We start from the raw sequence: 24,976 nt of genomic DNA, 5'->3' as shown, positions 1-24,976 counted from the left end.
ACCGCTCGCGCTATCGTTGGCGCCCACCAGCCCCAGCACGGCCCCTGGCCTTCGCCCCCGACCACCATGCCCAACCCACTCCCGCCCCTGCTGCAGCGCCTGACCCGCCCGCGCCCGCTGGCCTGGCTGGGCCTGGGCCTGCTCACGGCCGCCGCCGTCGGCCTGGCCGGCCATTGGGCCGAACGCCGCGAACTGCAGGCCAAGACAGCCGAGCTGCATCAGGCCGCCGAGGTCTACAGCCTGGCCCTGCGCGGGGTGGCCGAGCGCTACGACTACCTGCCTTACGCGGCGGCCCGCCATCCCGAGGTGCTGGCCTTGCTGGCACAGCCCGAGCTGCCTCTGCGGCGCCAGCAGGTGAACCGCTACTTTGAAGACCTGCGCGGGCGCACCGAGTCGGCCGCGCTGTACGTGATGGACCTGAACGGCCAGGCCCTGGCCGCCAGCAACTGGAACACGCCTCACAGCTTTGTGGGGCAGTCCTACCGGCAACGGCCCTATTTCGAACAGGCCAGCCAGGGGGTGCGCACCACTTTTTACGGGGTGGGTCTGACCACCGGGGCGCCAGGCCTGTTCATTGCCGAACCCGTGCGCCAGCATGGGGTGGTGCGAGGCGTCGTGGCCGTCAAGGTGGGGCTGGAGGAACTGAGCCAGGCCTGGGCCAAGGCCAGCGCCCCGGTGCTGCTGCAAGACAGCCGCGGCATTGTGTTCCTGAGCTCCGAGCCCGATTGGCTGTACCGCAGCAGCCGCCCACTGTCGCCCGACGATCTGGCCTGGTTGGCCCGCCACGAACAGTACGGCCCCCCGCAGACCCTGGCCTACCCGGCCCTGCCCTGGCGACTGGAGCGAGCGGCCGATCAGGCGGAGTACCGGCTGCGCACCCGACAAGGCGGACGGCAGCGGGAGCTGCTGGCCCTGGACACGCCTTTGCCCGAGCTGGGCTGGACGCTGACCGTGAGCACCGACCTGGCCGACGTGGCCCAGGCCCGACGCCAGGCCCTGGCCCTGGCCACGCTGGGCGCTGCGGTGCTGCTGCTGGCCACCCTGGGCTGGCAACAGCGCGAGCGCCGCTTTGCCGAACAGCGCCAGGCCCGGCAAGAGCTGGAGTTGCGTGTGCAGGAGCGCACCCGCGACCTGCAACTGGCGCATGCCTTTCGCAAGGCCATGGAAGACTCGCTGCTGGTGGGCATGCGGGCGCGCAACCGAGAGGGCCGCATCATCTACGTCAACCCCGCCCTGTGCGACATGGTGGGCTACCGTGCCGACGAACTGCTGGACTGCCTGCCGCCCTACCCGTACTGGCACCCCGACGAGATGGACCGCCACCAGCGCGACAGCGAGGCCGCCTTGCAGGGCCGCGCCGCGCCCCAGGGCTTCGAGTCGCGCATCCGCCACCGCGACGGGCATGACGTGATCACCATGGTCTACACCGCCCCGTTGATCGACGCGGAGGGCCAGCACCAGGGCTGGATGAGCTCGGTGGTGGACATCACCGCCCAGCGCCAGGCCGAACAGCGCCAGCGCGAGCAGGCCCTGCAGCTGCAACGCAGCGCCCGCCTGGCCAGCCTGGGCGAAATGGCCTCCACCCTGGCCCACGAGCTGAACCAGCCACTGACGGCCTTGACGAACTTTGCCCTGGCCGCCCAGGCCCTGGCCCGCCAGGGCCCCCCCGAACTGCTGCAATCAGCGCTGGGTGACATCGTGGCCCAGGCACGCCGCGCCGGCGAGATCGTGCAGCGCGTGCGCGGCCTGATCCGGCCCCAGGGTGGCCAACACCAGGCCTGTCAGCTGGCCCAGGTGGTGGAGCGCGTGCAGGGCTTGTTGCAGGCCGAACTGGCCGCCGCCCCACTGCGGCTGGACCGCCATGCGCTGGCCGCCCTGCCCCCCGTGCGCGGCGACCGCCTGCTGCTGGAGCAACTGCTGATCAACCTGCTGCAGAACGCCCTGCAGGCCACCGAGCACCTGCCGGCCGCGCGACGGGCCATCGAACTGAGCGCCAGCGTGCAGGGCGAGCAGCTCGAACTGTGCGTGGCCGACCACGGCCCGGGCGTCTCGACAGCCCTGCGAGAACAGGTGTTCAACCCCTTTTTCAGCACCAAGGCCGATGGCCTGGGGCTCGGCCTGAACATCTGCCGCACCCTGGTGGAAGCCCATGGCGGCCAGTTGGGTGTGCGCGAGCGCCACGACAGCCAACCCGGCGCCGTCTTTTTCTTCACCCTGCCCCTGATGCCCCCGATGCCCGTGACACCCCAGCCAGCTTCGGCCCCCGCCACCCCATGAGCCCCACCACCCCCACCCTGTTCCTGGTTGATGACGACGAGGCCGTGCGCCGCTCGCTGCTGCTGCTGCTGTTTGCCCAGGGCCTGCCGGTGCAGGGCTTTGAATCGGGCGAGGCCTTCCTGCAGGCCTTGGCCCCAGGCCAGACCGGTTGCGTGATCCTGGACTTGCGCATGGGCGGCCTGAGCGGCATGGCCGTGCTGGAGCAACTGCGCCAGCGCCGCAGCCCCCTGGTGGTGCTGTTCCTGTCGGGCCACGGCGACATTCCCACCGCGCTCGAGGCCATGCGCCAGGGCGCCTTCGACTGGGTGGTCAAACCCGACACCGCCCGCCTGCTGGAGCGCCTGCCTGCGGCCCTGGCCGAAGCCCAGGCCCGCGCCCGGGCCCTGCAGCAATGGGACAGCCTGACCCAGCGCGAACGCGAGGTGGCCCGCCTGGTCGGCCTGGGCTGGGCCAACAAGGAGATCGCGCGCCAGCTCGAGCCGCCCTGCAGCCCCCGCTCGGTGGAAACCCACCGCGCCCACCTGTTCGCCAAGCTGGGCCTGGGCAATGACAACGAGCTGGGGCGGTGGTTGACGCGGCAGGGGTGGTTGGTGGGGGGCGGCTAAACGCATGGCGCAGGGGTCGCGCTCTGGCCCGCCCCGCTCGCGCGCCGCGTCAAGGCACGGCCGGCTGGCGCCCGGTGGCGTTGCGATAGAAGACGCCGAACTCAGCGGCAGGCATGGCCCGGGCAAACAGCCAGCCCTGGTAGACCTCGCAACCATGGCTGGCCAGGAAGCTGCGTTGGGCTTCTGTCTCCACGCCCTCGGCCACCACCGACAGGCCAAGGCCATGAGCCAGAGCGATGATCGAGCGCGAGATCTGCGCATCGCTCTGGTCGTGGGGAATGTCCTGGATGAACCCCCGGTCGATCTTGATCGTCGACACCGGCAGGGCCTTCAGGTAGGCCATGGACGAGTAGCCGGTACCGAAGTCATCGAGCGCCACGCTGCACCCCATCCCGACCAGGGCCTCCAGCTGCTCCCGCGCCAGGGCCGGGTGCATCATGGCCACCGATTCGGTGATCTCGATCTCCAGCAGGTGGGCTGGCGCCCCGGACGAGGCCAGCGCTGCGCGCACGCGTTCCGGCAGTTGGCCCTGCCGGAACTGGTGCGCCGACAGATTGACGGCCACGCGCAAAGCCATGCCCTGCCGGGCCCAGTCGGCGATCTGCTGGCAGGCGGTGACCAGCACCCAGTCGGACAGGGGCAGGATCAGGCCGGTTGACTCGGCCACCGGAATGAAGCGTGCCGGAGACACCTCGCCCAGCAGTTCGTCATGCCAGCGAAGCAGGGCTTCGGCGCCCACGATGTCACCGCTGCGCAGGTCGACCTGGGGCTGGTAGTGCAAGGCCAGGCGGCCACGGCCGATCGCCTCCTTGAGGCGAAGGTGCATCTGCAGGTTCTCGTGCGCCCCCAGATGGAGGTGTGCCGAATAGCAGGCCTGGGCGCCCCGGCCCGATCGCTTGGCCTGGTACATGGCCATGTCGGCGCAGCGCATGAGGCCTTCGCTGTCCTGCGCGTCGTCAGGGAAGAAAGCGATGCCCAGGCTGCTTCCCGAGAGCACATCATGGCCATTCACCACGAAGGGCTCGTCCAGCACCGACAACAGTTTGGCCGCCACCTGGGTGGCTTCTGCCACCTCGCCCACGTCCGGCAACAGCAGGGCGAACTCGTCGCCCCCCAGGCGCGCCAGCAGGTCACTTTCACGCACCGCCTGGCGCAGGCGCTGGCTGACCTGAATCAGCAGCTCATCCCCTGGACCATGGCCAAAGGTGTCGTTGACGGTCTTGAAATCGTCCAGATCGAGGAACAGCACCGCTACCCGATGCCCCGTGCGCCGGCCGTGGGCCAGCGCCTGCTCGAGTTGCAGATTGAACAACCAGCGGTTGGGCAGGTCGGTGAGCTGATCATGGGTGGCCCGGTGCCGCAAGGAGTCTTCAAAGCCCTTGCGCTCACGCAGATCGCGCACATAGGCGATCGCATGCTGTTGCTGCTCGTCTTTCCAGTGACCCAGCGAGATGTCCACCGGCACCATCACGCCGTCGGCCCGGCGCAGTTTGAGCTCGATCTGCCCCATGGCCCGGGCATCGCTTTGCTGAAAAAAGGCACGCATCGATTGCGCATGGCGTGCCCGCAGCTCCGGAGGCAGAAAGATGTCGACGTTCTGCCCGATCAATGCCGAGGCCTCGTAGCCCGACATCTGGGCCATGGCAGGGTTCGCCATCAGGATGCAACCTGTCTCGCTGATCCACAGCACACCGTCCGGGGCCACGTTGAGCACCAGGCTCTCGCGCAGGCCTTGCACCGCCATGCGCTCCAGAGGCCGGCGCAAGGCCTCATGGAAGGTGGCGTGGAAAAGAAACAGGTACCCGGCCAATTTGTAAGCCTGACTGCTCAGGACAATCCAGCTCCGATTCGCGTCGTTCTGCAAGGTCCCCAGCAGCGCGGCCAAGGCGGACAAGGACACGGCAAATGCCAGGGCCATCACGCACTCCGTGACCAGCGAGGCCCGGCGGCGCCACAACACCACCGCCGAGGCCACGTGGAGGCCGATCACCCCCCACTCCAAGCCCACCTTGAGGGGTGTCAGGCCCCACTCAGGCTCGAACAGGACGGGCCAGTCGCCAGGCTGGGCAATGCACCAGGCCGCCAGGCCGATGCTCAAGAGCGCCACCCCGGCCACCGCCAGGCGTTTGGCCTTCAGGCTGTATTGCGGCAACACCGGCAAGGACACAAACAGCAGCAAGGCCAGTGCGGCCACCCAACGGGCCGCCATGGACAGCAGCATGGTTCTCTGCACGGTCTGCGCAGGGCCGATGGCGGGCATGCCCGGCAAGACCATCAGGAGACTGAACTCCAGCATCGCGACGGCCAGAAACGCCAGGCCCAGGGTGACCACCGCCCCTTTGCGGGCCGACAGGATCGCGCGATAGCCCGTGACGAACACGAGCAAGGCCACCACCACCGACACCAGGCCCATGGCACTGCGAGCCCACAGCCACTGGGCCTCCGACAGAGGCCAGATCGGCTCGGGCTGCAGCAACCGGAGCGCCAGCGGCAGGGCCAGCAACAGCAGGGCAAAGCCCAGCACGCGCTGCACAGGATGGTCGTGCCCTTCCGCCAGGTCGGCCCGCCAATCGCCGAGATGGTGCGCTACGTCAGGTGTGTTCACGGGGCGAAGACCTGCACCGCCGCCGTCAGCCTGGCCACCTGCTCGCCCATGGCCGATGCGGCGGCCCGGCTTTGCGACACCATCTGGGCGTTCTGTTGTGTCATGCGATCCAGCTCCGCCATGGCCTGTCCGACTTGCAGAATGCCCGTTGCCTGGGTTCGCGAAGCCTGGCCGATGGCGCCCATCAGGGCCTGGACGCGATCGACCTGGCTCACCACGTCGGACATGGTCTGTCCGGCCACGGAGACCAGGGCGGCACCGCTGTCGACCTTGTGCACCGAATCGTCAATGAGCTTCTTGATCTCTCGTGCCGCCTCGGCCGAGCGCCGGGCCAGCACACGCACCTCCGAGGCGACGACCGCAAAGCCCCGCCCATGCTCGCCGGCTCGCGCCGCCTCGACGGCGGCATTCAGTGCGAGCAGATTGGTCTGGAAGGCAATGCCGTCGATCACTCCGATGATGTCGGCAATGCGGCGGCTGGACTCCGAAATCAGGCCCATGGTGGCGACGATGTCATCCACCGCCTGTCCGCCGCTGAGGGCGGCCTGGGTGGCCAGCGCAACCACGTCGCCGGCATCGCTGGCGGCCCGGTGGTTCTGCTGCACAGCCTGGGTCTGCTGCGCCATGGCCGCCGAGGTCTGCGCCAGCGCACTGGCGGCCTGCTCGGTGCGGTGGGCCAGTTCGGTGTTGGACGCAGCCACCTGTTCACTGGCGCGCTGCAGGCCCGCCACCTGCTCCTGAACGTCGGACATCAGCGAGTGGAGGTTCAGGCCGGCCTGATGGATGGAGCGGGCAATCACCCCCACCGCGTCGCAGCGCTGCAGGCCCAGGTCCTGAGCCACCTCGCCCTGAGCCACCTGTTCGGCCAGGGCCTGGATTCGGCCCAAAGGGGAGACCAGCTGAAACTGCAGAAACCCCCAGACCAGCAGCAAGGCCGCCAGCATGGGCGGGATCAGTTGCCATTGCTGGCGCCCGTCCAGCCCGGCCGCAGCCATGGTGGCGAGCAGGCTGAGGCCGAGCAGCGCCATCGGCAACCCAAGGCGCCACCGGGTTGGCAGCAGTTGCAGGACCCCGAGCCAGGCCAGCAGCCCGGTGCGCACCACCAGACCCCGGTGGAAGCGCCAACCCTTGGCCTCGCCTGCCCGGAACCGCGAATAAAGACGTTCGGCCGCCTCGACCTCCGCGCGCCCGGGCCGGGTGCGCACCGACAGGTAGCCGGTCAGCACGCCGCGGCGCCTCATGGGGGCCGCATTGGCCCGCACCCAGTAGTGATCGCCGTCCTTGCGCCGGTTCTTCACCAGGCCAGACCACGAACGACCGGAGCGCAGACTGCGCCACATGTCTGCGAACGCCTCGGGAGGCATGTCCGGGTGCCGCACCAGGTTGTGGGGCTGCTGTCGCAGTTCATCAGGGGTGTAGCCGCTGGCACGCACAAAGGCGGCGTTGCCGTAGGTGATGTGGCTGTCGACATCGGTGGTGGACAACAGCGTCTCGGAAGCCGGGAAATCAAATTCCCTCTGGGTCACCGGCAGGTTGAGCTTCATCGGGGCCCCCGGCCGCCGCTGCCTGGCCGAACCCTGTCGAGCCGGTACCGCCCCATGCCCTTGCCCGCCCCCAACCTCAAGGCCGGGTCCGCGCCATGCGCCAGGCCACGCGCGGCGCAGGTGATTGAAAGAAAGCCCATGAACACCCCATCTCTCGAATGAAAGAGTCGTTTCACCGCCGCGCCTCAACAGGGTCACGGCGACGGATCAACGAGGCGGGTTCTTGGCCTCAAAACGAAACAGTGACATGCATCAAGGTCACCACTCCATTAACATGTTATTACAAATAACCAAAAATGAACAGAAGTGAACCCTCAGATTTGGTGAATCACTTCGAAAGAGCGGATCAATTCCGCCGCCACCTCGGCCAATTTGCGACGCTGGGAACGCGCAGTGGCCCGCAGGCGCTTGAAAGCCAGGTCACGGCTCAAGCGGTGCTCGACCATGGTGATGCCGACCGCCACGCTGATGTCACGCTCCAGATCCAGCGCGGTCTGCAACTGAGCGCCGGTGCTGCGCAAGTCCCGGAGTTCGTGCGAGCGCATCAACGCCGCCTTGATGGCGGGCACCATCTGAGGCACGTCCAGAGGTTTGACCAGGTAGCCCAGCGCCCCAGCGCTGGTGGCACGCTCGACGGTGCGGGCATCGCTGTAGGCACTGAAGACCACAAAGGGCAGGTTGTCGAGATCGCGCAGGCTGTCCGCCAGGCTCAGGCCTTCGTCATCCGGCAGGTGCAGATCCAGCAACACCAGGTGCGGGCGCTGCCCGGCCGACAACAGCTCTTCGGCCTGGGCCACTGACTCGGCCGTGCTCACTCGGTAGCCCGCCTGCGTCAAGCCCTGCGACACCGTCGACAGGATCAGCCGATCGTCATCAATCATCAACAAGTGCACCTGGCCCCAGGCCAGCTCCGCGGGGCTCATGAATACGCTCCAGGCAGCAGCGAAATGACCGGCGCCCCCAGCACCAGCAGGGTGTTCACCCCCAGAGGCGATTGGCTGTGGGACAGGCGGGCCCCCGCGCGAGGCATCAGCATCTCGACCAGGCCCAGCCCAACGTGCTCGTCACCGGCCACCGGCTGCCAGGAGCCGGCGTTGAAAATCGACATCTGAACCTGATCCTCGGACTCTCCCTTGCACAGACAGACCTGCACCCGGCTCTGCGGATCACGCCGGTGCTTGACGGCATTCAACATCAGTTCATTGAGGATCAGGGCCACCGGCACGGCCTCGGACGCCGCGAGCAGGCAAGGCTGCCAGGGCGTGGGAATGTCGATCCCGATCTCGGTCTGGAACAAGGCCCCCACGCCCAGGGCGATCGAAGAAGTGAGTTCGCACAGGCGCACCTGCTCCAGTGTGGATCGCCCCTGCAGGCCATGGATCACCGCCACACTCTGGACCTGGGTCACCGCATGATTGATGGCCTCCAGTGTGTCGGGGTGCTGATAGCCGAAGGCGCGCAGGATGCCCACGATGCCCTGCAGGTTGTTTTTGATGCGGTGATGCACCTCCCGGACCAGGGCATGGCGTTGGGCCAGGTTCTTGGCCAACTGCTCTTCCCGGCGGCGGCGGCGCTCGGTCACGTCGGACACCAAGCCCGCGTAATGGGTCACAGCACCCTCTTCGTCCTGCACCAGGGTGATCGAATACCAGAGCGTGACCAACTCGCCATTGCCCCGCACGAAGGTGATTTCTTCGTCAAACTCGCCGCGGGCCTGCAAGGCAGTCCAAAAACCCGATTGATCGGATGGCGTCAGACTGCTGCCCTGCAGGATGTCCCAGGCCTTGCGGCCCATCAGGGCCTGGCGTTCGTACCCCAACAAGTCACACAGGGCTTGATTGACCCGCACCACGGTGTGCGTGGTGTCGATCAGTACCATGGCCTGCTGACTCTCGAACACCTTGCCGACAATGCGCAACTCGTCTTCCAGGGCCTTTTGCCGCGTGACATCGCGGATGACGACCAGAAATCGCTGCTGCCCCTCGCAGAGACGGTGGCGACGGTAGACCGAGACCTCCTGCCAACGGTGCCCTGCCAGCCCGTCCACCGGGTGGCGGTGCCCACAGGAAGTGCCGGTTTGCGCCGCCGCCTGCAGCGCTCGCCGCAGCAGGGGCAGATCCACCTCCAGCCCTGCCGGACAGGCCGGCTGATCCGTTCCGGTCACCTCGGGCCATCCGGCCGAATCGACCAGGCGCCCTTGAATATCCACCTCCACCATGCGATCAGGAAACCCCATGCTGGTATCGGTCAACTCTTTGCTGAAACCGCGCAACTCCTGTTCGCGCAGCTTGCGCAAGGTGGTGTCTGCATGGGTTCCGACCATGCGCAGCGCCCGCCCATCAGCCCCCCGTTCCGTCACCTGGCCGCGGGCCAGAATCCACAGGTACGAACCATCCGCACAACGCATGCGGTATTCGGCAACATACACAGGCCATCGCGCTGACAAGTGCAAGTCCAGGCGCCTGCGCACCTCCGCTCGGTCGTCCGGATGCTGCAAATGCCCGGCATCCGCCTCGGTGCTGCCCAGCGTCGCTGGCAGGTGGCCCAGCAGGGCCGCCAGGCGACCGCAATAGTGCAGGCGGTCGTTGGGCACATCCCACTCCCACACGCCATCGCCCGCGGCCTCCAGCGCCTGCTGCCAAGGCATGGAAACCGCTTCGACGGCCTGGCCCGGGCCCATCCCGAGGACCGCCGACTGACTCGCTTCTTGGTGTTGCATGGTTTCATTCCGGAACATCGCCGCCCTGAACCCGTCCAGGGCAAGGCCGCTGTTACCAATTGTGAATGATGGCACCCCCCCTTCGAATTGAGATGAGTCCATCAGGTGACGCGGCGCCCTGGCCTGCCGGGCACCTGCAAGCGCCACAGGGCAACCGGTCAAAAGGCCGGTCGATCGGCTCAACAGACCTGCACCCGCATAAGCGGGCCGCCCATGCTCAGCCCAGCCGCGCCGGAATCACCCCTCGCAGGCTGTTGACAAAGGCCAGCGCCTGCACCCGGGGCAGCTCGCTCACGTGCACCACGCCCTCGCTCAGCCAGCCCTCCTGCAGCGCAGCTTGGCGGCCCACGCCATCGAGCAGGCCGCAGTGCAGCGCGGGCGTCAGCCACTGGCCGTCCAGCAGCAGGGCCACGTTGCCGCGGGTGCACTCGGTGAGCTCGCCACGCTCGTTCCACAACAGGGTGTCGAAGACACCGGGCTGGGCCGGGGCCATGGCGTCGTAGTGGGCGCGGCGGGTGGTCTTGTAGCGGGTGAATTCGCTGAAGGCCTCGCCAAAGGCCTGGGGGGCCAGGCGCAGGGTGACCTGGGCGGGCGAATCCTCCAGGGCAAAGGCTTCGGCATGGGCCAGGCCCTGGGCATCGAGCAGCAGGCGCAGGCGCCAGCGGCCCTGGGGTTGGCGGCGCACCACCTGGGCCAGCACCTTGTGCACATGGGCTTCGTCCCAGCGCACATTGAAGTGCTGGACGGCGCGGGCCATGCGGGCCAGGTGCAGTTGGCCGTGGCACAGGGCGCCGTCCTGCAGGCGCAGGGTTTCCAGAATCTCGAAGGGCTGGCTGGCGCGCTCCAGAAAGCCTTGCTTGTGTTGCCACTCGCGCCATTCGCCCGCAGCCTCGGCGGTCGCGGTGATGCCGCTGCCGACGCCGCAGCGGGCCTCGCGCCCCTGCAGGCCCACGGTGCGGATGGGCACGTTGAAGGTGGCGGCCCCACCGGGGCGCAACACGCCGATCGCGCCGCAATACACCTCACGGGGCCCGGCCTCCAGCGCCTGGATGGCTTTCATGGCCTGCACCTTGGGCGCACCGGTGACCGAGCCGCAAGGGAACAAGGCGGTGAACACGTCCAACAGGCGCGTGCCGGGCCGGGTGCGGGCCTGCACGTCCGAGGTCATCTGCCACACCGAGGGCAAGGCCTCCACCTGGAACAGGCGCGGCACACTGACGCCAAAGGGGTCGGCCAGGCGCGACAGGTCGTTGCGCAGCAAGTCGACGATCATCACGTTTTCGGCCTGCTCCTTGGCGCTGTCGAGCAGGGCCTGGCGCCGGGCCGCGTCTTCCGCCGGGGTGGCGCCACGTGGGGCGGTGCCTTTCATGGGGCGGGTGAGCAACTGGCCCTCGCGCCAGTCAAAAAACAGTTCGGGCGACACCGACAGCCATTGCTCTTCACCGGTCTGGATCAGCGCCGCATAACCGCCGGGCTGGGCACGTTGCAAGGCATCGAACAGGGCACGCCCCGCCTCGCCTTCGGTGATGCGCAGATCCGGCTCGGTGTCCACCAACTGCCCCCGGCGCTGCGCCGTGAGGTTGACCTGGTAAAAATCGCCCGCGGCGATCTGCTGCTGCAGGCAGGCAAAGGGGTGCTGAAAATCGGCGGCCTGATCCAGGGGCTGCCAATCGACGCGGGCTGGCAGGGCCTCGCCCTCGTCGGGTGCGGGCCAGGTCCGCGGCTGGTCGAACACGGCAAACCAGGCCAGCGGCCCCACCTGCGCAGCGTGTGCGGCGTGTGCGGCGTGCACCTGCAGTGCCGCATCAAAGGCCGGAGCGGCCTCGTAGCGCAGGTAGCCCACCACCCAGCGGCCGGCCTGGGCCGCGGCCTCGGCGGCCAGCAGCACCGGGGCCACGTCGCTCAGCTCACGGGCCTGCAGCACCTGCAGGGGATGGGCGAAGGCGTGACGGGTGCGCGGGCCAACCGGGTCGTGCGGGTCGGCAAAGTCGAGCAGGACGCGCACCGCCCCCATGGCGCTCAAGCGGCCCCCAGGTGGGGTACCAGACCGGCGGTGGGTTGACCGTTCTTGAGTGCGGCGGTGTAGGCCAGCATGCGGTCGATGGGCAGGCGCGCGCGCGGGATCAGGGCAGGGTCCACCCACACCTCGTTGGCACCGGTCTCCAGCACGCGGGCGACGTCGGCCAGGCCGTTCATGGCCATCCAGGGGCAGTGCGCGCAGCTCTTGCAGGTGGCACTGTTGCCGGCGGTGGGGGCTTCATGGAAGGTCTTGCCGGGGTTTTGCGTGCGCAGCTTGTGCATCATGCCGTTGTCGGTGGCCACGATGAGCTCGCTGGCCGGCAGCTCGCGCGCGGCCTTGAGGATGACCGAGGTCGAGCCGACCACATCGGCCAGGGCCACCACGTCGGCCGGCGACTCAGGGTGCACCAGCACCTTGGCCTGGGGATGTTCGCGCATCAAGGCCTGCAGCTCAAACGCCTTGAACTCGTCGTGCACGATGCAGGCCCCGTTCCAGAACAGCATGTCGGCGCCGGTTTCGCGCTGGATGTAGTGGCCCAGGTGGCGGTCGGGCGCCCACAGGATCTTCTGGCCCTGGTCTTTCAGGGCCTGCACGATGTCGAGCGCACAGCCCGAGGTGACCATCCAGTCGGCGCGGGCCTTCACGGCGGCGCTGGTGTTGGCGTAAACCACCACGGTGCGGTCAGGATGGGCGTCGCAGAAGGCGCTGAAGGCGTCGGTGGGGCAACCCAGGTCGAGCGAGCAGGTGGCATCGAGATCGGGCATCAGGATGCGCTTGTGCGGCGACAGGATCTTGGCGGTCTCGCCCATGAAGCGCACGCCCGACACCACCAGGGTCTGGGCCGTGTGGTCACGGCCGAAGCGGGCCATCTCCAGCGAGTCGCTGACCAGGCCACCGGTTTCCTCGGCCAGGTCCTGCAGATCGGGGTGAACATAAAAGTGCGACACCATGACGGCATTGCGCTCCTTGAGCAGTCGGCGGATGCGGTCTTTCAACGCCCCGCGCTCGACCTGGGTGGGCTCGGGCGGCACCCGGGCCCAGGCGCGGCGGGTGGCGCACACGCTGCCTTCGGCCAAGGCCGGCTGTTCGTAGTCGATGTCAATCACGGCACTCATGCCCAGTCCTCGAAACGCATGGAGAAATCGGTGGCCTTGACGTCCTTGGTCAGGCCGCCGATGGAGATGCGGTCAACCCCGGTGGCAGCCAGTTCAGGCAGGCGATCCAGCGTCACACCGCCCGAGATTTCAAGCACGGCGCGGCCGGCGTTCAGGCGCACCGCCTCGTGCAGGGTAGGCAGGTCCATGTTGTCGAGCAGCACCATGCGGGCGCCGGCCTCAAGCGCCTCTTGCAGCTGGGCCAGGGTTTCAACCTCGATCTCGATGAACTGGGCCTGCGCCGCCACGGCCTGTGCGGCCGCCAGCACGGGGCGGATGCCACCGGCGGCAGCGATGTGGTTTTCCTTGATCAGCACGGCGTCGTACAAGCCGATGCGGTGGTTCAGGCCGCCCCCGGTGCGCACGGCGTACTTCTGGGCCAGGCGCAGGCCAGGCAGGGTCTTGCGGGTGTCGACGATGCGGGCCCGGGTGCCCTGCACGGCGGCCACGTGCTCGGCGGTGCGGGTGGCCACAGCGCTCAGCAGTTGCAGGAAATTGAGGGCGGTGCGTTCAGCCGTGAGCAGGGCCCGGGCCTCGCCCAGCACCTCCAGCACCACCTGATCGGCCTGGCAGGTTTGCCCCTCAGCCACCTGCCAATGCAGCTCGGCGCTGGGGTCGCAGTGGCGGATCACGGCCTCGGCCCAGGGCTGACCGCACAACACGGCCGGTTCGCGCACCAGCACACGGGCCGTGATGCGCCGCCCCGCCGGCACCAGGGCAGCGGTCAGGTCGGCAGGCCCCACATCCTCTTGCAGTGCCCGGGCCACATCGGACTGCGCCAGCGCCGCCAGCTCGGCGGGCGAGAACTCAAGCAATTTCGTCATGGGCGCGAAGCATAGCCGCTGCGCCAGGGGCTTTCAGCAAACTGTCATCTTTTGTACAAACGGACAGCGCTGTCTTGGGCGACTGAGGCAAACCGATACATTTTGATACCTCGCTGGCGATTACACTCGCGCCCATTTTGGGCCCAGGGCCCTTGCCGGAGACGAGACTTGAAGATTGTTCGCAGCGTGGCGGAGCTTCGCCAGACCCTTGCCCAGGCCCAGCGCCCTGCCTTTGTGCCCACCATGGGCAACCTGCACGAGGGGCACCTTTCGCTGATCCAGCAGGCCCGCCCGCTGGGTGATGTGACCGTGGCCAGCATCTTTGTGAACCGGCTGCAGTTTCTGCCGCACGAAGACTTTGACAGCTACCCGCGCACCTGGGAGGCCGACTGCGCCAAGCTGGAGGCTGCGGGCTGCCATGTGCTGTTTGCCCCACGCGAAACCGATCTGTACCCCGAGCCACAAACCTTCAAGGTGCAGCCCGACCCGGCCCTGGCTGATTTGCTGGAGGGCGAATTCCGCCCCGGTTTCTTCACCGGCGTGTGCACGGTGGTGATGAAGCTGTTCTCGGCCGTGTTTGCCGGCCATGCCGAAGGGGTGTCGGTGTTCGGCAAAAAGGACTACCAGCAGCTGATGGTGATCCAGCGCATGGTGCAGCAGTTTGCATTGCCGATCACGGTGCTGGGGGTCGAGACCACGCGCAGCGAGGCCGGCCTGGCCCTGTCGTCGCGCAACGGCTACCTGAGCGAGGCGGAGCGCACCGAGGCGCTGCAACTGTCACTGGCCCTGCGCGGCCTGGCGCGCGAGGCACTGGCCGCGGCGCATGCCTTGCCACAGCACCGCGAGGCCCTGGAGGCCGCCGCCCTGGCCGCCCTCAAGGCACGCGGCTGGGCACCCGACTACCTGACCGTGCGTCGGCGCAGCGACCTGCAGGCCCCCCAGGCGGGTGACCCGCTGGTGGTGCTGGGCGCGGCTCGCCTGGGCAGCACGCGCCTGATCGACAACCTGGAGATCTGAGAGCGTGAGCACGCTCTGAGGTCCAAGCCCGCCAGGGCTCAGGCCATTTCGCCCTTGGGGCCACGCCCCATCAAGGCCGCCACGGCCTCGGCCGGCTGCAGCTGGCCGTCGAGCAAGGCCACCACGGCCTCGGAGATGGGCATTTCGACGCCCAACAGGCGGGCACGCTGCACCACGGTGCGGGCGCTGTAAACACCCTCGGCCACATGGCCCAGCGAGTCGACTGCCTGTTGCAGGCTTTGGCCGGCCGCCAGCAGCAGGCCGACCTGGCGGTTGCGGCTCAGGTCGCCGGTGGCGGTCAACACCAGATCGCCCAGCCCCGAGAGGCCCATGAAGGTGTCGACCCGGGCCCCCAGGGCCAGGCCCAGGCGCGTCATCTCGGCCAGGCCGCGGGTGATCAAGGCGGCCCGGGCGTTCAAACCCAGGTCCAGCCCGTCGCACAGGCCGGTGGCGATGGCCAGCACGTTCTTGACCGCGCCCCCCACCTCGACCCCGACCAGGTCATCGTTGGCATACACCCGCAGGCTGGGACCGTGCAGGGCCTCGACCAGGGCGTGGCGCACCGAGGCCTGGTGGCTGGCCGCCACCAGGGCGGTGGGCTTGGCCTCGGCCACCTCGCGGGCGAAGCTGGGGCCGCTGAGCGTGCCCACCGCCAGGCGCGGGGCCACCTGCTCGGCAATTTCATGGGCCAGCAGGCCGTGCAGGCCCTGGCTTGCATCGGCATCGGCCACACGCTCGAAGCCCTTGCAGAGCCAGGCCACGGGCACCGTCAGATCCGCCAGGCTGGCCAGGGTGGCGCGCAAAGCAGCCATCGGGGTGCCGATGATCACCAGATCGCTGCCCGCCGCCAGGGGGGCCAGCGGCGCGGCGCTCAGGGTCAGGGATTCGGGCAAGGGGGCCAGCGGCAGGTAGCGCTGGTTGCGGCGTGAGGCCTGCATGGCGGCCACCTGGGCCGCATCACGGCCCCACAGGGTGACTTGATGGGCGGCCGGTGCAGCACAAGCGCCAATGGCCAGGGCCGTGCCCCAGGCACCGGCTCCGGCGACGACTATTTTCATATCGGACGCAACAGGCACCCGGGCCTGCCAGAGCAGGCCGGGCGCGGCAGCTGATTACTGAGCCACCTGGCCGGCGGCCTGGGCTTGCTGCTGTTCGTACATGGCCTGGAAGTTGATTTCGGCCAGGTGCACGGGCGGGAAGCCGCCGCGCTGGATGATGTCGGCCACGTTGCCGCGCAGGTAAGGGTAGACGATCTGCGGGCAGGCGATGCCCAGGATGGCGCCCATCTGGTCTTCAGGCAGGTTGCGGATCTCGAAGATGCCGGCTTGCTTGGCTTCAACCAGGAACACGGTGCGGTCCTTGATCTTGGTCTGCACGGTGGCGGTCACCGTGACTTCGACGATGCCATCGGCCACCGGGGTGGCATCCACGCCGAGCTGGATGTCGACGCTGGGCTGCTCTTGTTCGAGCAGGATGGCGGGGGAATTCGGCTGCTCAAGCGACAGGTCCTTGAGGTAAACGCGCTGGATCTGGAAAACGGGATCTTGTTGCTCGGCCATGAGGTTTCTCGGTTCACAAAAACAAGACACCGCCTGCGGTCCAGGGTCGGTGCCCATTAAAAGAAAACCCGCCGCGGAAGCGTTACCGCAGCGGGCACTCAGGCACCATTATCTCAGCAGAAAATGGCGCTTTTGCAGCAGCGCTCAGGCGCCCAGCAGAGGCAGCAGACCGCCGCGCCCGTCCAGGGCCATCAGATCGTCGCAGCCGCCCACGTGGGTGTCGCCGATGAAGATCTGGGGCACGGTGCGCCGGCCAGTGACCTGCATCATGTGATCGCGCTGGGCCGGGTCGGCATCGATGCGGATCTCTTCAATCTCGGTCACGCCCTTGGCCTTGAGGATCTGCTTGGCGCGGATGCAATAAGGGCAGACGGCAGTGGTGTACATCTTCACGGGCTGCATGGGGACAAATTCCTTGCTGGGTAGATACGGGACATGGGCCCGGTTCAGGCCTTTTCAACTGGCAGGTTAGCCTCTTTCCAGGCTTTGAGCCCGCCACTCAGGGCTTGGGCCTGCTGGTAACCCAGTTTTTGGGCCGTCTTGACAGCAGGGCCGCCGCGCGAGCCGCTGGCGCACACGAAGATCACCGGCAGGGCCTTGTTCTTGACCACCTCGGGCAGGCGCGCCTCCAGTTGGTCCAGCGGCACGCTGCGCGCGCCGTTCACGTGGGCTTGCGCGTAGTCGGCCGCGTCGCTGACATCCACCACCACGGCTTTTTCGCGGTTGATGAGCTGCACGGCATCGGCCGTGGACAGGCCGACTGCAGAGGCGCCCTTGAGGGTGGGCCACAGCAGCATCACGCCTGAACTCAGGGCAATGACGATCAGCATCCAGTTGTCGGTAATGAATTTCACGGGGTTCCTTGGGTTGGCAAACCCGACAATTTTAGAATGCTGGGTTTCGCACTGGAAAAATTGAGGGCTTCGCATGTACAAACTCGTTCTTGTCCGCCATGGTGAATCCACCTGGAACCTTGAAAACCGCTTCACCGGCTGGACCGATGTGGACCTGACCCCGACCGGGGTGGAGCAGGCCAAGAACGCCGGACGCCTGCTCAAGGCCGAAGGCTACGACTTCGACCTGGCCTACACCAGCGTGCTCAAGCGGGCCACCCGCACCCTGTGGCACACCCTGGACGAGATGGACCGCACCTGGCTGCCGGTGGTGCACAGCTGGCGCCTGAACGAGCGTCACTACGGTGCGCTGCAAGGCCTCAACAAGGCCGACATGGCCAAGCAGTACGGTGACGCCCAGGTGCTGGTGTGGCGCCGCAGCTACGACACCCCGCCGCCGGCCCTGGAGGCCACCGACCCGCGCTGCGAGCGTGGCGATGCCCGCTACGGCCGCCTGAAGCCCGAAGAGGTGCCACTGACCGAATGCCTGAAGGACACCGTGGCCCGCGTGCTGCCGTTCTGGAACGAATCCATCGCCCCCGCCATCAAGAGCGGCAAGCGCGTGGTGGTGGCTGCCCACGGCAACTCGATCCGCGCCCTGGTCAAGTACCTGGACAACATCGGCGACGACGACATCGTGGGCGTGAACATCCCCAACGGCATTCCGCTGGTGTACGAGCTGGACGCCGATCTGAAGCCGATCCGCCATTACTACCTGGGCGATGCCGAGGCGGCTGCCAAGGCCGCCGCGGCCGTGGCCTCGCAAGGCAAGGCCTGAGACCAGCCTGAGCCAAGCCCGCGTCCATCGCGGGTAAAGCACAGGTAAAGCCACCCCCCTGCTCCGCAGATTCCCCGGGTGAATGAAGGGGACTGCGGAACCTGGCCTGACGCGGCCCATCCTAGGTGTATATTGCGTCGCAAAAAGGTGATTTCATGGGTGAAAAACTCCGTATCGCAGGCTGGATTTCCATTGGCGTGGTAGCCGGCGCGCTGACCACGGTCTCGCTGCAAACCATGGCACGGGGCAGCATTTCGCCGCTTCCACTCGAAGAGTTGCAGCAACTGGCTGCGGTGTTCGACATGGTGAAGACCGATTACGTCGAGCCGGTGGACGAGAAAAAGCTCATCACCGACGCCATCTCGGGCATGGTGGCCAGCCTGGACCCGCACTCGCAGTACTTCGACAAGAAGTCCTACAAGGAATTCCGCGAAGGCACCTCGGGCCAGTTCGTGGGCGTGGGCATCGAAATCACCCAGGAAGATGGTCTGATCAAGATCGTCTCACCCATCGAAGGCTCCCCCGCCTACCGTGCGGGCCTGAAGACCAACGACCTGATCACCAAGATCGACGACACCGCGGTGAAGGGCCTGGCCCTGAACGATGCCGTCAAGCGCATGCGCGGCGAGCCCAACACCAAGGTGTTGCTGACCGTGTTCCGCAAGGACGAGAACCGCACCTTCCCCGTGACCATCGTGCGCGAGCAGATCCGCACGCAGTCGGTGCGTGGCAAGGTGGTCGAACCCGGCTACGCCTGGGTGCGCCTGAGCCAGTTCCAGGAACGCACGGTGGACGACTTCGTGAAGAAGATCGACGAGATCTACAAGCAGGAGCCCAATCTGAAGGGCCTGGTGCTTGACCTGCGCAACGACCCGGGTGGCCTGCTCGATGCGGCCGTGGCGGTGTCCAGCGCTTTCCTGCCCGAGAACGTGACCGTGGTGTCCACCAACGGCCAGTTGGCTGAAAGCAAGTTCACTTTCAAGGCCTCGCCTGAGTTCTACCAGCGCCGCAGCGGCCCAGATCCGCTCAAGAAGCTGCCCGCCGCCCTCAAGACCGTGCCGCTGGTGGTGCTGGTCAACGAAGGCTCGGCCTCGGCCAGCGAGATCGTGGCCGGCGCCCTGCAAGACCACAAGCGCGCCACCCTCATGGGCAGCCAGACCTTTGGCAAGGGCTCGGTGCAGACCGTGCGCCCCCTGGGCCCCGACACCGGCCTGAAGCTGACCACGGCCCGCTATTACACGCCCAGCGGCCGTTCGATCCAGGCCAAGGGCATCGTGCCCGAAGTGATGGTGGACGACACCGAAGAAGGCAGCCCGTTTGCCGCCTTGCGCATGCGTGAGGCCGACCTGGAGAAGCACCTGAACAGCGGCCAGGGCGAAGAAAAGCCCGATCCGGAGCGCGAAAAGGCCCGCGACGAGGCCCGCAAGCGCCTCGAAGAGGAAGCCAAGAAGCCCGTGGCCGACCGCAAGCTGCCCGAACTGGGCAGCGACAAGGACTTCCCGCTGATGCAGGCCCTGAACCAGCTCAAAGGTCGCCCGGTGATGGTCAGCAAGACCCAGACCGAGCGCAAGGAAGAAAAGACCAGCAACTGAGCCCTGCACAACGGGGATCACCAGCGCCCTGCGGGGCGCTTTTTTTTATGAACGACGATCAGCTGCTCCGTTATTCCCGCCACATCCTGCTCGACGAGATCGGCATCGAGGGGCAGGAACGTCTGCTGGCCGCGCACGCCGTGGTGGTGGGCGCAGGCGGCCTGGGCTCGCCCGCAGCCCTGTACCTGGGCGCGGCCGGGGTGGGCCGCATCACCCTGATCGATGACGACGAGGTCGATCTGACCAACCTGCAGCGCCAGATCGCCCACACCCAAAGCCGGGTTGGGCAGGCCAAGGTCGATTCAGCCCGGCAGGCCATCCTGGCACGCAACCCCGAGGTTCGGGTGGATACGCTGCGCCAGCGTGCTGACGCCGCGTTGCTGGACCAGCTGCTGCCCGACGCCGATGTGGTGCTGGACTGCAGCGACAACTACGCCACGCGCCAGATGGTGAATGCAGCCTGTGTGCGGCATCGGCGAGCGCTGGTGTCGGGGGCTGCGATCCGCTTCGATGCCCAGATCAGCGTGTTCGATCCACGCCAGGCCGACAGCGCCTGCTACGCCTGTGTGTTCGACCCCGCCGAGACCCCCGAAGAAACCCGCTGCGCCACCTTGGGTGTGTTCGCCCCCCTGGTGGGGATTGTGGGCAGCCTGCAGGCGGCCGAGGCACTGAAGCTGATCAGCCTGGCCGGCACGCCCCTGACCGGCCAGTTGCTGATGCTGGATGCGCGCACCATGGAGTGGACGCGCATGAACCTGTCACGCCATCCGAACTGTCCGGTGTGCGGCACGGCCGTGTAGGACTGGTCTGACATCTTCAAAACGAGGTGACTGGCACAATTCATCGACCTGAACTTACCGCACAAGCGCAATCCAAATCCGTTGGTCTGGGTTGTGTCTTCGGAATGCGGGTGAACAAGGCCATCACTTGGAACTCCGAACCTACATCGTCGAAGACAACGCCACGATCCGCGAGAACCTGGTGGGCACGCTGGAAGAGCTGGCGGACGTGCGAGCCGTGGGCTTTGCAGAGACCGAGCACCAGGGCATCGAATGGCTGCACCAGCACTCAGATGACTGGGATCTGGCCATCGTGGACTTGTTTCTCAAAGAAGGCAGCGGGCTGGGCGTGATTTCGTCGTGCCAGCAGCGCCAGCCGCACCAGCGACTGATCGTGCTGACCAACTACGCCACACCCGACATCCGGCTGCGCTGCGCCAGCCTGGGCGTGGATGCGGTGTTCGACAAATCCAATGAAATTGACGCCCTGATCGATTTCTGCACGCTGCAGGCATCGTCTGATGCCTGAGCACGGCGCACCCCGCTCAGACAGGCCCGAATCGCTCAGTCGATCAATCGGTTTTTGAGGGCGTAATAGGTCAGGTCGCTGTTGGAGGCCAGGCCCATCTTCTCCATCAGACGGGTTCGGTAAGTGCTGACCGTCTTCACGCTCAGGGACAGCGACTTGGCCACGTCGCCGGCCGTCTCGCCACGGGCCAGCTTGAGAAACACCTGAAACTCGCGCTCCGAGAGCTGCTCGTGCAGCGGCACGTCGTCCTTGCGGCCCAGTTGCTGGGCCAGCAGATCGGCCACGGTGCGGGTGATGTAGCGCTTTCCAAGCGCAATGGTGCGCACCGCCTCCACGATCTCGGCGGGGTCGCACTCCTTGTTGAGGTAGCCACTGGCGCCTTGCCGGATGAGGTTCATGGCGTAGTGCTCCTCCGGGTAGCCCGAGAGGATCAGGATGCCCACGTCGGGCGCCTTGGCCCGGATCATGGCCAAGGCGTCCAGCCCCGACTGCCCCGGCATGGCCAGGTCCATCAACAACACATCCATTTCGGTGATGCGCACGAGATCGATCGCCTCGCGTCCGTTGGCCGCCTCGCCCACCACCCGCAGGTCGACATGGTCGGCAAAGAAATTGCGCAAGCCCGAGCGCACGATGGCGTGGTCATCCACGATGCCTATTCTGATCATCGATATTGTCTTTCATCATTTGTGAGAATCCACCCACAAATGCGCCGACAATAACCGAAACTGCAACCACAGAACAAAGTTTCGCCAGCTTCCCAGCTGTGCGCAGGGAATAGGGGCTGTCCATGGCCCACCATGCCCGGAGTTTTTCATGACGAGGTTTGCATCCTTGCCGATGCGGCTGAAACAGCGTTTTTTCAGCGGTCGGCCTTTGAACATCACGCGCCAGTGGATCAGCCTGCCACTGGCCTTGCTGGCCACCCTGAGCCTGATCGGCATCAACGAGCTGGGCTACGAGCGCTCTGCCGGCACCGTCAAACGCATCACGGCCACCCAGGAGACCCGGGCCACGCTGCACAAGCTGCTGGCCCAGATGCTGGACGCCGAGACGGGCTTGCGCGGCTACCTGCTCAGCGGCGACGAGCGCTACCTGGCGCCCTACAACAGCGCGGTCTCCGAGGTCAACCAGACCTTGGACCAACTGCGCCAGACCGACCAGACCCACCCCGTCGACCCAGCGGCCCTGGTCGCCCTGTCGCGCCACGTATCGCGCAAGCTGGCCGAGATGGACCTGAGCCTGAAACTGCGCAAACAAGGCAAGGAAGACGCTTGGAAGTACGTGATGCACACCGACGTCGGCAAGGAACACATGGACGCCATCCGGGAGCAGTCGGCGGCCCTGATCGACGAAAGCAGCCACCAGACCGAATTGGGCGATCGACAGATCCTGCGCTCTCTGATGGTGTCGCGCCTGGGCATCGCCTTGACGGCGCTGGTGGGCCTGCTGTCCTTTTATCTGTACCTGCGGCAGTCGAATGCACTCAAGGTGGCGGGTCAGCGCGAGCAACAGACCCTCAAGCAGGAGCGCGACCGCCTGGAAAGCCTGGTGCGCGATCGCACCGCCTCGCTGGCCAAGCTGGCCACCTATCTGCAGCAGGTGCGCGAGGATGAGCGCGGCCACCTGGCCCGCGAACTGCACGACGAACTGGGCTCGCTGCTGACCGCGGCCAAGCTGGACGTGGCACGCATCAAGTCGCGCCTGGGCGATCACGCCCCCGAGGCCCTGCAGCGCCTGCAGCACCTGACCGAAACCCTCAACCGGGGCATCGCCCTGAAACGCCGCATCGTCGAAGACCTGCGCCCGTCGTCCCTGTCCAACCTGGGTTTGCTGCCCTCGCTGGAAATCCTCACCCGTGAGTTCTCGGAACGCTCCGACCTGGCACTGGACACCCGGCTGGAAGCGGTGGATCTGGATGAGTCATCACAACTGACGCTGTACCGGTTGGTGCAGGAGGCGCTGACCAACATCGGCAAATACGCCCGTGCCCGGCAGGTGTCGGTGCAGTTGCAGAACACGGGAACCCACGCGCTGCTGACGGTGAGCGACGACGGCATCGGCTTCAACCCCGAGCAGATCGGGGCCGGCTCACATGGTCTTGAGGGCATGCGCCACCGCGTCGAAGCCACCGGCGGGCGCCTGCTGGTGGAGTCCACACCCGGCCAGGGAAGCCGCATCACGGCCTACCTGCCCACCCTCACCAGCCCGCTGTGAACCCACTGTGGGCCGGCGCCTACAAGCAGGAAGCGCCGATGCCGACAGGCGGGATGCGCCCTCGCCGACCAACCTCTCGTCCACCCAAGAATACCCTTCGTAGAAGCGATAACCCACGACCCGCGTGGCTCGTCAAGCACACTGGATTTCTGCATGGACGCTTCATCCTCACTGGACCCGAACTTCGACCAGCCCATCATCCGCGACACCACGCGCCTGCGCTTTCCACCCGAGGACAGCAACAACGACGGGATGGACTGCGTGGACCTGCTGATCCGGCGCAGCCATCCCCTGAGCCACCTGGCCCCGTCGGTGCAGGCACTGCCGCCCGAAACCGGCCAGGTCGCCTGGAGCCGGGTATCGTGGCCCTGGGCCTCCAATGGCATGCAGGCAGCGGGCCGGCCACGCGGCCGCTGGCTCTCGAGCGAGCCTCAGCCCGCCAGCGACTGAACCTGCCGCGGCGGACCCGCAGCCGGGTTGCGGCGCGGGCAGCCCGGTCGCCAGCAGACTGGCGCTCACTGAGAGCGTGTTCAATGTCTCCCATGGGTCGCGCGAGACATTGAACACCCTCTTAGGCATGATCAGCAGCTTCATGGCTTTGAAGTGACCTGCCTCATGAGTACCCTGATTTTTCTGCCGGGCCTCGGCGCTGATGCCGATCTGTGGGCTGACCAGACCCGCGCCCTGCCCCCGGACCTGCGCTGGGCCATCAGCCTGGTGCACTTCCGCCACCCCAGCATCAGCGCCATGGCGGCGGCCGTGTTGCGCGAACACAGCGGCCCACTGGCCCTGTGCGGCACCTCGATGGGGGGCATGATCGCCCTGGAGGCCTTGCGCCAGGCGCCCGAACGCATCACCGGTCTGGCCCTGCTGGGCAGCAATGCACGCCCCGAAACCGAAGCCATGCGAGCGCTGCGCAGTGACGCCGTGCGCCAATTTCGCGCGGGCCAGGTGCGGCAGGTGATCGAACCCAACATGGCCCTCGCCTTCCATGCCGATGGTGCGGCCCGCCCGGATCTGCGGGCACGCTACTGGCGCTTCATCCTGGCGGCAGGCGGCGAAGCGCTGGCCCGCCAGAATGAAGCCGTGATGGACCGCCCCGATGCCCGCCCCCACCTGGGCCGCATCAGTTGCCCCGCGCTGGTGGTGTGCGGGGCCGATGACGTGCTGACGCCGCCTGAGTGCTCACACGAGATGGCTGCCGCGATCGGCACGGCCGAATGGGCCGTGATCCCGCGTTGCGGTCACCTGTTGACGATGGAGCGCGCCCCGCAGGTCAATGCCTTGCTCAAAGGCTGGATCTCGCGCTGGCACCGCGCCTGAGCGCCGGCCCCAGCCAACCCAGGTCACTCGCGGCTCTGGCTGCGCACCTTTTCGGCCAGCCGCTCTTGCACCAGAGGGGAGACAAACTTGTCGACCTCGCCACCGAGCACGGCGATCTCGCGCACAAAGGTGCTCGAGATGAACTGGTACTTGTCGCTGGGGGTGAGGAAAACGGTCTCGACGTCGGGCATCAGGCTGCGGTTCATGCCGGCCAGCTGGAATTCATAGTCGAAGTCGGTGACCGCGCGCAGGCCGCGCACCATGGCCTTGCCGCCACGGGCCACCACAAAATCACGCAGCAAGCCCCCGAAAGTGGCCACCTCGACCTGGGCGAACGGCTTGACGGCAGCACTCACCATGTCGACCCGCTCTTGCAAGCTGAACAGGGTTTTCTTGTGGTGCCCGGCAGCCACGGCCACGATCACATGGTCAAACAGTTGGGTGGCTCGGCGCACCACGTCTTCGTGCCCCAGGGTCATGGGGTCGAAGGTACCCGGGTAAATTGCAATCACGTTCTGGGCCATGGCGGTGCGTCTCCTGC

General features: G+C 66.9%; 23 protein-coding genes. 10 read left to right on the top strand and 13 right to left on the bottom strand.

Going from position 1 to position 24,976, the window contains the following annotated elements:
• The first annotated feature begins 66 nt into the window (after positions 1 to 66).
• Positions 67 to 2,277 (top strand): PAS domain S-box protein, encoded by a 2,211-nt coding sequence (locus tag AC3WUT_RS17210; RefSeq protein ID WP_492348296.1) that lies wholly within the window; start codon positions 67 to 69, stop codon positions 2,275 to 2,277.
• Positions 2,274 to 2,882, top strand: a complete 609-nt coding sequence (locus tag AC3WUT_RS17205) for a response regulator transcription factor (protein WP_492348295.1) — start codon at positions 2,274 to 2,276, stop codon at positions 2,880 to 2,882. Before AC3WUT_RS17210 ends, AC3WUT_RS17205 begins: the two co-directional genes overlap by 4 nt.
• Positions 2,883 to 2,931: 49 nt before the next feature.
• On the opposite strand, the gene AC3WUT_RS17200 is transcribed toward AC3WUT_RS17205, so the two are convergent.
• The 7 genes from AC3WUT_RS17200 to nadC all read right to left on the bottom strand — a co-directional run bounded on the left by AC3WUT_RS17200 (position 2,932) and on the right by nadC (position 13,748).
• Positions 2,932 to 5,487 (bottom strand): putative bifunctional diguanylate cyclase/phosphodiesterase, encoded by a 2,556-nt coding sequence (locus AC3WUT_RS17200; protein WP_492348294.1) that lies wholly within the window; start codon positions 5,485 to 5,487, stop codon positions 2,932 to 2,934.
• On the bottom strand, positions 5,484 to 7,031 hold the full coding sequence (locus AC3WUT_RS17195; protein ID WP_492348293.1) for a methyl-accepting chemotaxis protein: 1,548 nt from the start codon (positions 7,029 to 7,031) through the stop codon (positions 5,484 to 5,486). The genes AC3WUT_RS17200 and AC3WUT_RS17195 overlap by 4 nt, the downstream gene beginning before the upstream one ends.
• Before the next feature lie 314 nt (positions 7,032 to 7,345).
• Complete coding sequence (locus tag AC3WUT_RS17190; RefSeq protein ID WP_492348292.1) at positions 7,346 to 7,954, bottom strand: ANTAR domain-containing response regulator; 609 nt, start codon at positions 7,952 to 7,954, stop codon at positions 7,346 to 7,348.
• Positions 7,951 to 9,750, bottom strand: coding sequence for a PAS domain-containing sensor histidine kinase (locus tag AC3WUT_RS17185; RefSeq protein WP_492348291.1), 1,800 nt, complete (start codon positions 9,748 to 9,750; stop codon positions 7,951 to 7,953). The genes AC3WUT_RS17190 and AC3WUT_RS17185 overlap by 4 nt, the downstream gene beginning before the upstream one ends.
• 217 nt (positions 9,751 to 9,967) lie before the next feature.
• Positions 9,968 to 11,764, bottom strand: a complete 1,797-nt coding sequence (locus tag AC3WUT_RS17180) for a chorismate-binding protein (protein WP_492348434.1) — start codon at positions 11,762 to 11,764, stop codon at positions 9,968 to 9,970.
• 5 nt (positions 11,765 to 11,769) lie between these two features.
• A complete protein-coding gene (nadA, locus tag AC3WUT_RS17175; protein WP_492348290.1) occupies positions 11,770 to 12,885 on the bottom strand; it encodes a quinolinate synthase NadA in 1,116 nt (371 codons plus the stop codon).
• Positions 12,882 to 13,748, bottom strand: coding sequence for a carboxylating nicotinate-nucleotide diphosphorylase (gene nadC, locus AC3WUT_RS17170; protein ID WP_492348289.1), 867 nt, complete (start codon positions 13,746 to 13,748; stop codon positions 12,882 to 12,884). Before nadC ends, nadA begins: the two co-directional genes overlap by 4 nt.
• Before the next feature lie 168 nt (positions 13,749 to 13,916).
• Here nadC and panC point away from each other — a divergent pair, with 168 nt between their 5' ends.
• Entirely contained in the window at positions 13,917 to 14,765 is an 849-nt protein-coding gene (gene panC / locus AC3WUT_RS17165; RefSeq protein WP_492348288.1) for a pantoate--beta-alanine ligase, read from the top strand.
• 38 nt (positions 14,766 to 14,803) lie between these two features.
• Here the strand turns inward: panC and AC3WUT_RS17160 are convergent, their stop codons facing one another.
• The 4 genes from AC3WUT_RS17160 to AC3WUT_RS17145 form a co-directional block, all read right to left on the bottom strand.
• Positions 14,804 to 15,823: an NAD(P)H-dependent glycerol-3-phosphate dehydrogenase gene (locus tag AC3WUT_RS17160; protein WP_492348287.1), complete on the bottom strand. Its 1,020-nt coding sequence runs from the start codon at positions 15,821 to 15,823 to the stop codon at positions 14,804 to 14,806.
• A gap of 54 nt (positions 15,824 to 15,877) precedes the next feature.
• On the bottom strand, positions 15,878 to 16,324 hold the full coding sequence (gene secB / locus AC3WUT_RS17155) for a protein-export chaperone SecB (RefSeq protein WP_019574008.1): 447 nt from the start codon (positions 16,322 to 16,324) through the stop codon (positions 15,878 to 15,880).
• Positions 16,325 to 16,468: 144 nt separating this feature from the next.
• Positions 16,469 to 16,726 (bottom strand): glutaredoxin 3, encoded by a 258-nt coding sequence (gene grxC / locus AC3WUT_RS17150; RefSeq protein ID WP_492348286.1) that lies wholly within the window; start codon positions 16,724 to 16,726, stop codon positions 16,469 to 16,471.
• 44 nt (positions 16,727 to 16,770) lie between these two features.
• Entirely contained in the window at positions 16,771 to 17,178 is a 408-nt protein-coding gene (locus tag AC3WUT_RS17145) for a rhodanese-like domain-containing protein (RefSeq protein WP_492348285.1), read from the bottom strand.
• Between the two features lie 73 nt (positions 17,179 to 17,251).
• On the opposite strand from AC3WUT_RS17145, the gene gpmA reads away from it, so the two are divergent.
• The 4 genes from gpmA (at position 17,252) to AC3WUT_RS17125 (ending at position 20,895) form a co-directional block, all read left to right on the top strand.
• Positions 17,252 to 17,995 carry a 2,3-diphosphoglycerate-dependent phosphoglycerate mutase gene (gene gpmA / locus AC3WUT_RS17140; RefSeq protein ID WP_492348284.1) on the top strand — a complete coding sequence of 248 codons (744 nt, stop codon included), beginning with the start codon at positions 17,252 to 17,254 and terminating at the stop codon, positions 17,993 to 17,995.
• Between the two features lie 155 nt (positions 17,996 to 18,150).
• On the top strand, positions 18,151 to 19,587 hold the full coding sequence (locus AC3WUT_RS17135; protein WP_492348283.1) for a S41 family peptidase: 1,437 nt from the start codon (positions 18,151 to 18,153) through the stop codon (positions 19,585 to 19,587).
• 47 nt (positions 19,588 to 19,634) lie between these two features.
• Positions 19,635 to 20,387, top strand: coding sequence for a HesA/MoeB/ThiF family protein (locus tag AC3WUT_RS17130; RefSeq protein WP_492348282.1), 753 nt, complete (start codon positions 19,635 to 19,637; stop codon positions 20,385 to 20,387).
• Between the two features lie 127 nt (positions 20,388 to 20,514).
• The gene (locus tag AC3WUT_RS17125) at positions 20,515 to 20,895 is read left to right on the top strand and encodes a response regulator (RefSeq protein ID WP_492348281.1); all 381 of its coding nucleotides are present in this window, start codon (positions 20,515 to 20,517) and stop codon (positions 20,893 to 20,895) included.
• A gap of 35 nt (positions 20,896 to 20,930) precedes the next feature.
• Here AC3WUT_RS17125 and AC3WUT_RS17120 read toward each other — a convergent pair whose 3' ends face one another.
• Positions 20,931 to 21,563, bottom strand: coding sequence for a response regulator (locus AC3WUT_RS17120; protein ID WP_492348280.1), 633 nt, complete (start codon positions 21,561 to 21,563; stop codon positions 20,931 to 20,933).
• Positions 21,564 to 21,735: 172 nt separating this feature from the next.
• Here AC3WUT_RS17120 and AC3WUT_RS17115 point away from each other — a divergent pair, with 172 nt between their 5' ends.
• From AC3WUT_RS17115 to AC3WUT_RS17105, 3 genes are all read left to right on the top strand, one after another.
• Positions 21,736 to 23,112, top strand: coding sequence for a CHASE3 domain-containing protein (locus tag AC3WUT_RS17115; protein WP_492348433.1), 1,377 nt, complete (start codon positions 21,736 to 21,738; stop codon positions 23,110 to 23,112).
• A gap of 153 nt (positions 23,113 to 23,265) precedes the next feature.
• On the top strand, positions 23,266 to 23,562 hold the full coding sequence (locus tag AC3WUT_RS17110) for a hypothetical protein (protein ID WP_492348279.1): 297 nt from the start codon (positions 23,266 to 23,268) through the stop codon (positions 23,560 to 23,562).
• A 165-nt stretch (positions 23,563 to 23,727) separates the two neighbouring features.
• Positions 23,728 to 24,435, top strand: coding sequence for an alpha/beta fold hydrolase (locus AC3WUT_RS17105; RefSeq protein WP_492348278.1), 708 nt, complete (start codon positions 23,728 to 23,730; stop codon positions 24,433 to 24,435).
• Positions 24,436 to 24,458: 23 nt separating this feature from the next.
• On the opposite strand, the gene coaD is transcribed toward AC3WUT_RS17105, so the two are convergent.
• Positions 24,459 to 24,959 carry a pantetheine-phosphate adenylyltransferase gene (coaD, locus tag AC3WUT_RS17100; RefSeq protein WP_492348277.1) on the bottom strand — a complete coding sequence of 167 codons (501 nt, stop codon included), beginning with the start codon at positions 24,957 to 24,959 and terminating at the stop codon, positions 24,459 to 24,461.
• Positions 24,960 to 24,976 lie beyond the last annotated feature (17 nt).

Source organism: Curvibacter sp. EU05-FHT14A10, from assembly GCF_058791075.1.
The sequence above is the reverse complement of the archived record's forward strand: the minus strand, read 5'-3'. Positions and strand labels throughout refer to the sequence as shown.

Bases quoted from the DNA above. Each gene is read 5' to 3' on its own strand.
- AC3WUT_RS17210 (WP_492348296.1), top strand. From the start codon at position 67: ATGCCCAACCCACTCCCGCCCCTGCTGCAGCGCCTGACCCGCCCGCGC.
- AC3WUT_RS17205 (WP_492348295.1), top strand. From the start codon at position 2,274: ATGAGCCCCACCACCCCCACCCTGTTCCTGGTTGATGACGACGAGGCC.
- AC3WUT_RS17195 (WP_492348293.1), bottom strand. From the start codon at position 7,031: ATGAAGCTCAACCTGCCGGTGACCCAGAGGGAATTTGATTTCCCGGCT.
- AC3WUT_RS17190 (WP_492348292.1), bottom strand. From the start codon at position 7,954: ATGAGCCCCGCGGAGCTGGCCTGGGGCCAGGTGCACTTGTTGATGATT.
- AC3WUT_RS17185 (WP_492348291.1), bottom strand. From the start codon at position 9,750: ATGCAACACCAAGAAGCGAGTCAGTCGGCGGTCCTCGGGATGGGCCCG.
- AC3WUT_RS17180 (WP_492348434.1), bottom strand. From the start codon at position 11,764: ATGGGGGCGGTGCGCGTCCTGCTCGACTTTGCCGACCCGCACGACCCG.
- nadA (WP_492348290.1), bottom strand. From the start codon at position 12,885: ATGAGTGCCGTGATTGACATCGACTACGAACAGCCGGCCTTGGCCGAA.
- nadC (WP_492348289.1), bottom strand. From the start codon at position 13,748: ATGACGAAATTGCTTGAGTTCTCGCCCGCCGAGCTGGCGGCGCTGGCG.
- AC3WUT_RS17160 (WP_492348287.1), bottom strand. From the start codon at position 15,823: ATGAAAATAGTCGTCGCCGGAGCCGGTGCCTGGGGCACGGCCCTGGCC.
- secB (WP_019574008.1), bottom strand. From the start codon at position 16,324: ATGGCCGAGCAACAAGATCCCGTTTTCCAGATCCAGCGCGTTTACCTC.
- grxC (WP_492348286.1), bottom strand. From the start codon at position 16,726: ATGCAGCCCGTGAAGATGTACACCACTGCCGTCTGCCCTTATTGCATC.
- gpmA (WP_492348284.1), top strand. From the start codon at position 17,252: ATGTACAAACTCGTTCTTGTCCGCCATGGTGAATCCACCTGGAACCTT.
- AC3WUT_RS17135 (WP_492348283.1), top strand. From the start codon at position 18,151: ATGGGTGAAAAACTCCGTATCGCAGGCTGGATTTCCATTGGCGTGGTA.
- AC3WUT_RS17130 (WP_492348282.1), top strand. From the start codon at position 19,635: ATGAACGACGATCAGCTGCTCCGTTATTCCCGCCACATCCTGCTCGAC.
- AC3WUT_RS17120 (WP_492348280.1), bottom strand. From the start codon at position 21,563: ATGATCAGAATAGGCATCGTGGATGACCACGCCATCGTGCGCTCGGGC.
- AC3WUT_RS17115 (WP_492348433.1), top strand. From the start codon at position 21,736: ATGCGGCTGAAACAGCGTTTTTTCAGCGGTCGGCCTTTGAACATCACG.
- AC3WUT_RS17110 (WP_492348279.1), top strand. From the start codon at position 23,266: ATGGACGCTTCATCCTCACTGGACCCGAACTTCGACCAGCCCATCATC.
- AC3WUT_RS17105 (WP_492348278.1), top strand. From the start codon at position 23,728: ATGAGTACCCTGATTTTTCTGCCGGGCCTCGGCGCTGATGCCGATCTG.
- coaD (WP_492348277.1), bottom strand. From the start codon at position 24,959: ATGGCCCAGAACGTGATTGCAATTTACCCGGGTACCTTCGACCCCATG.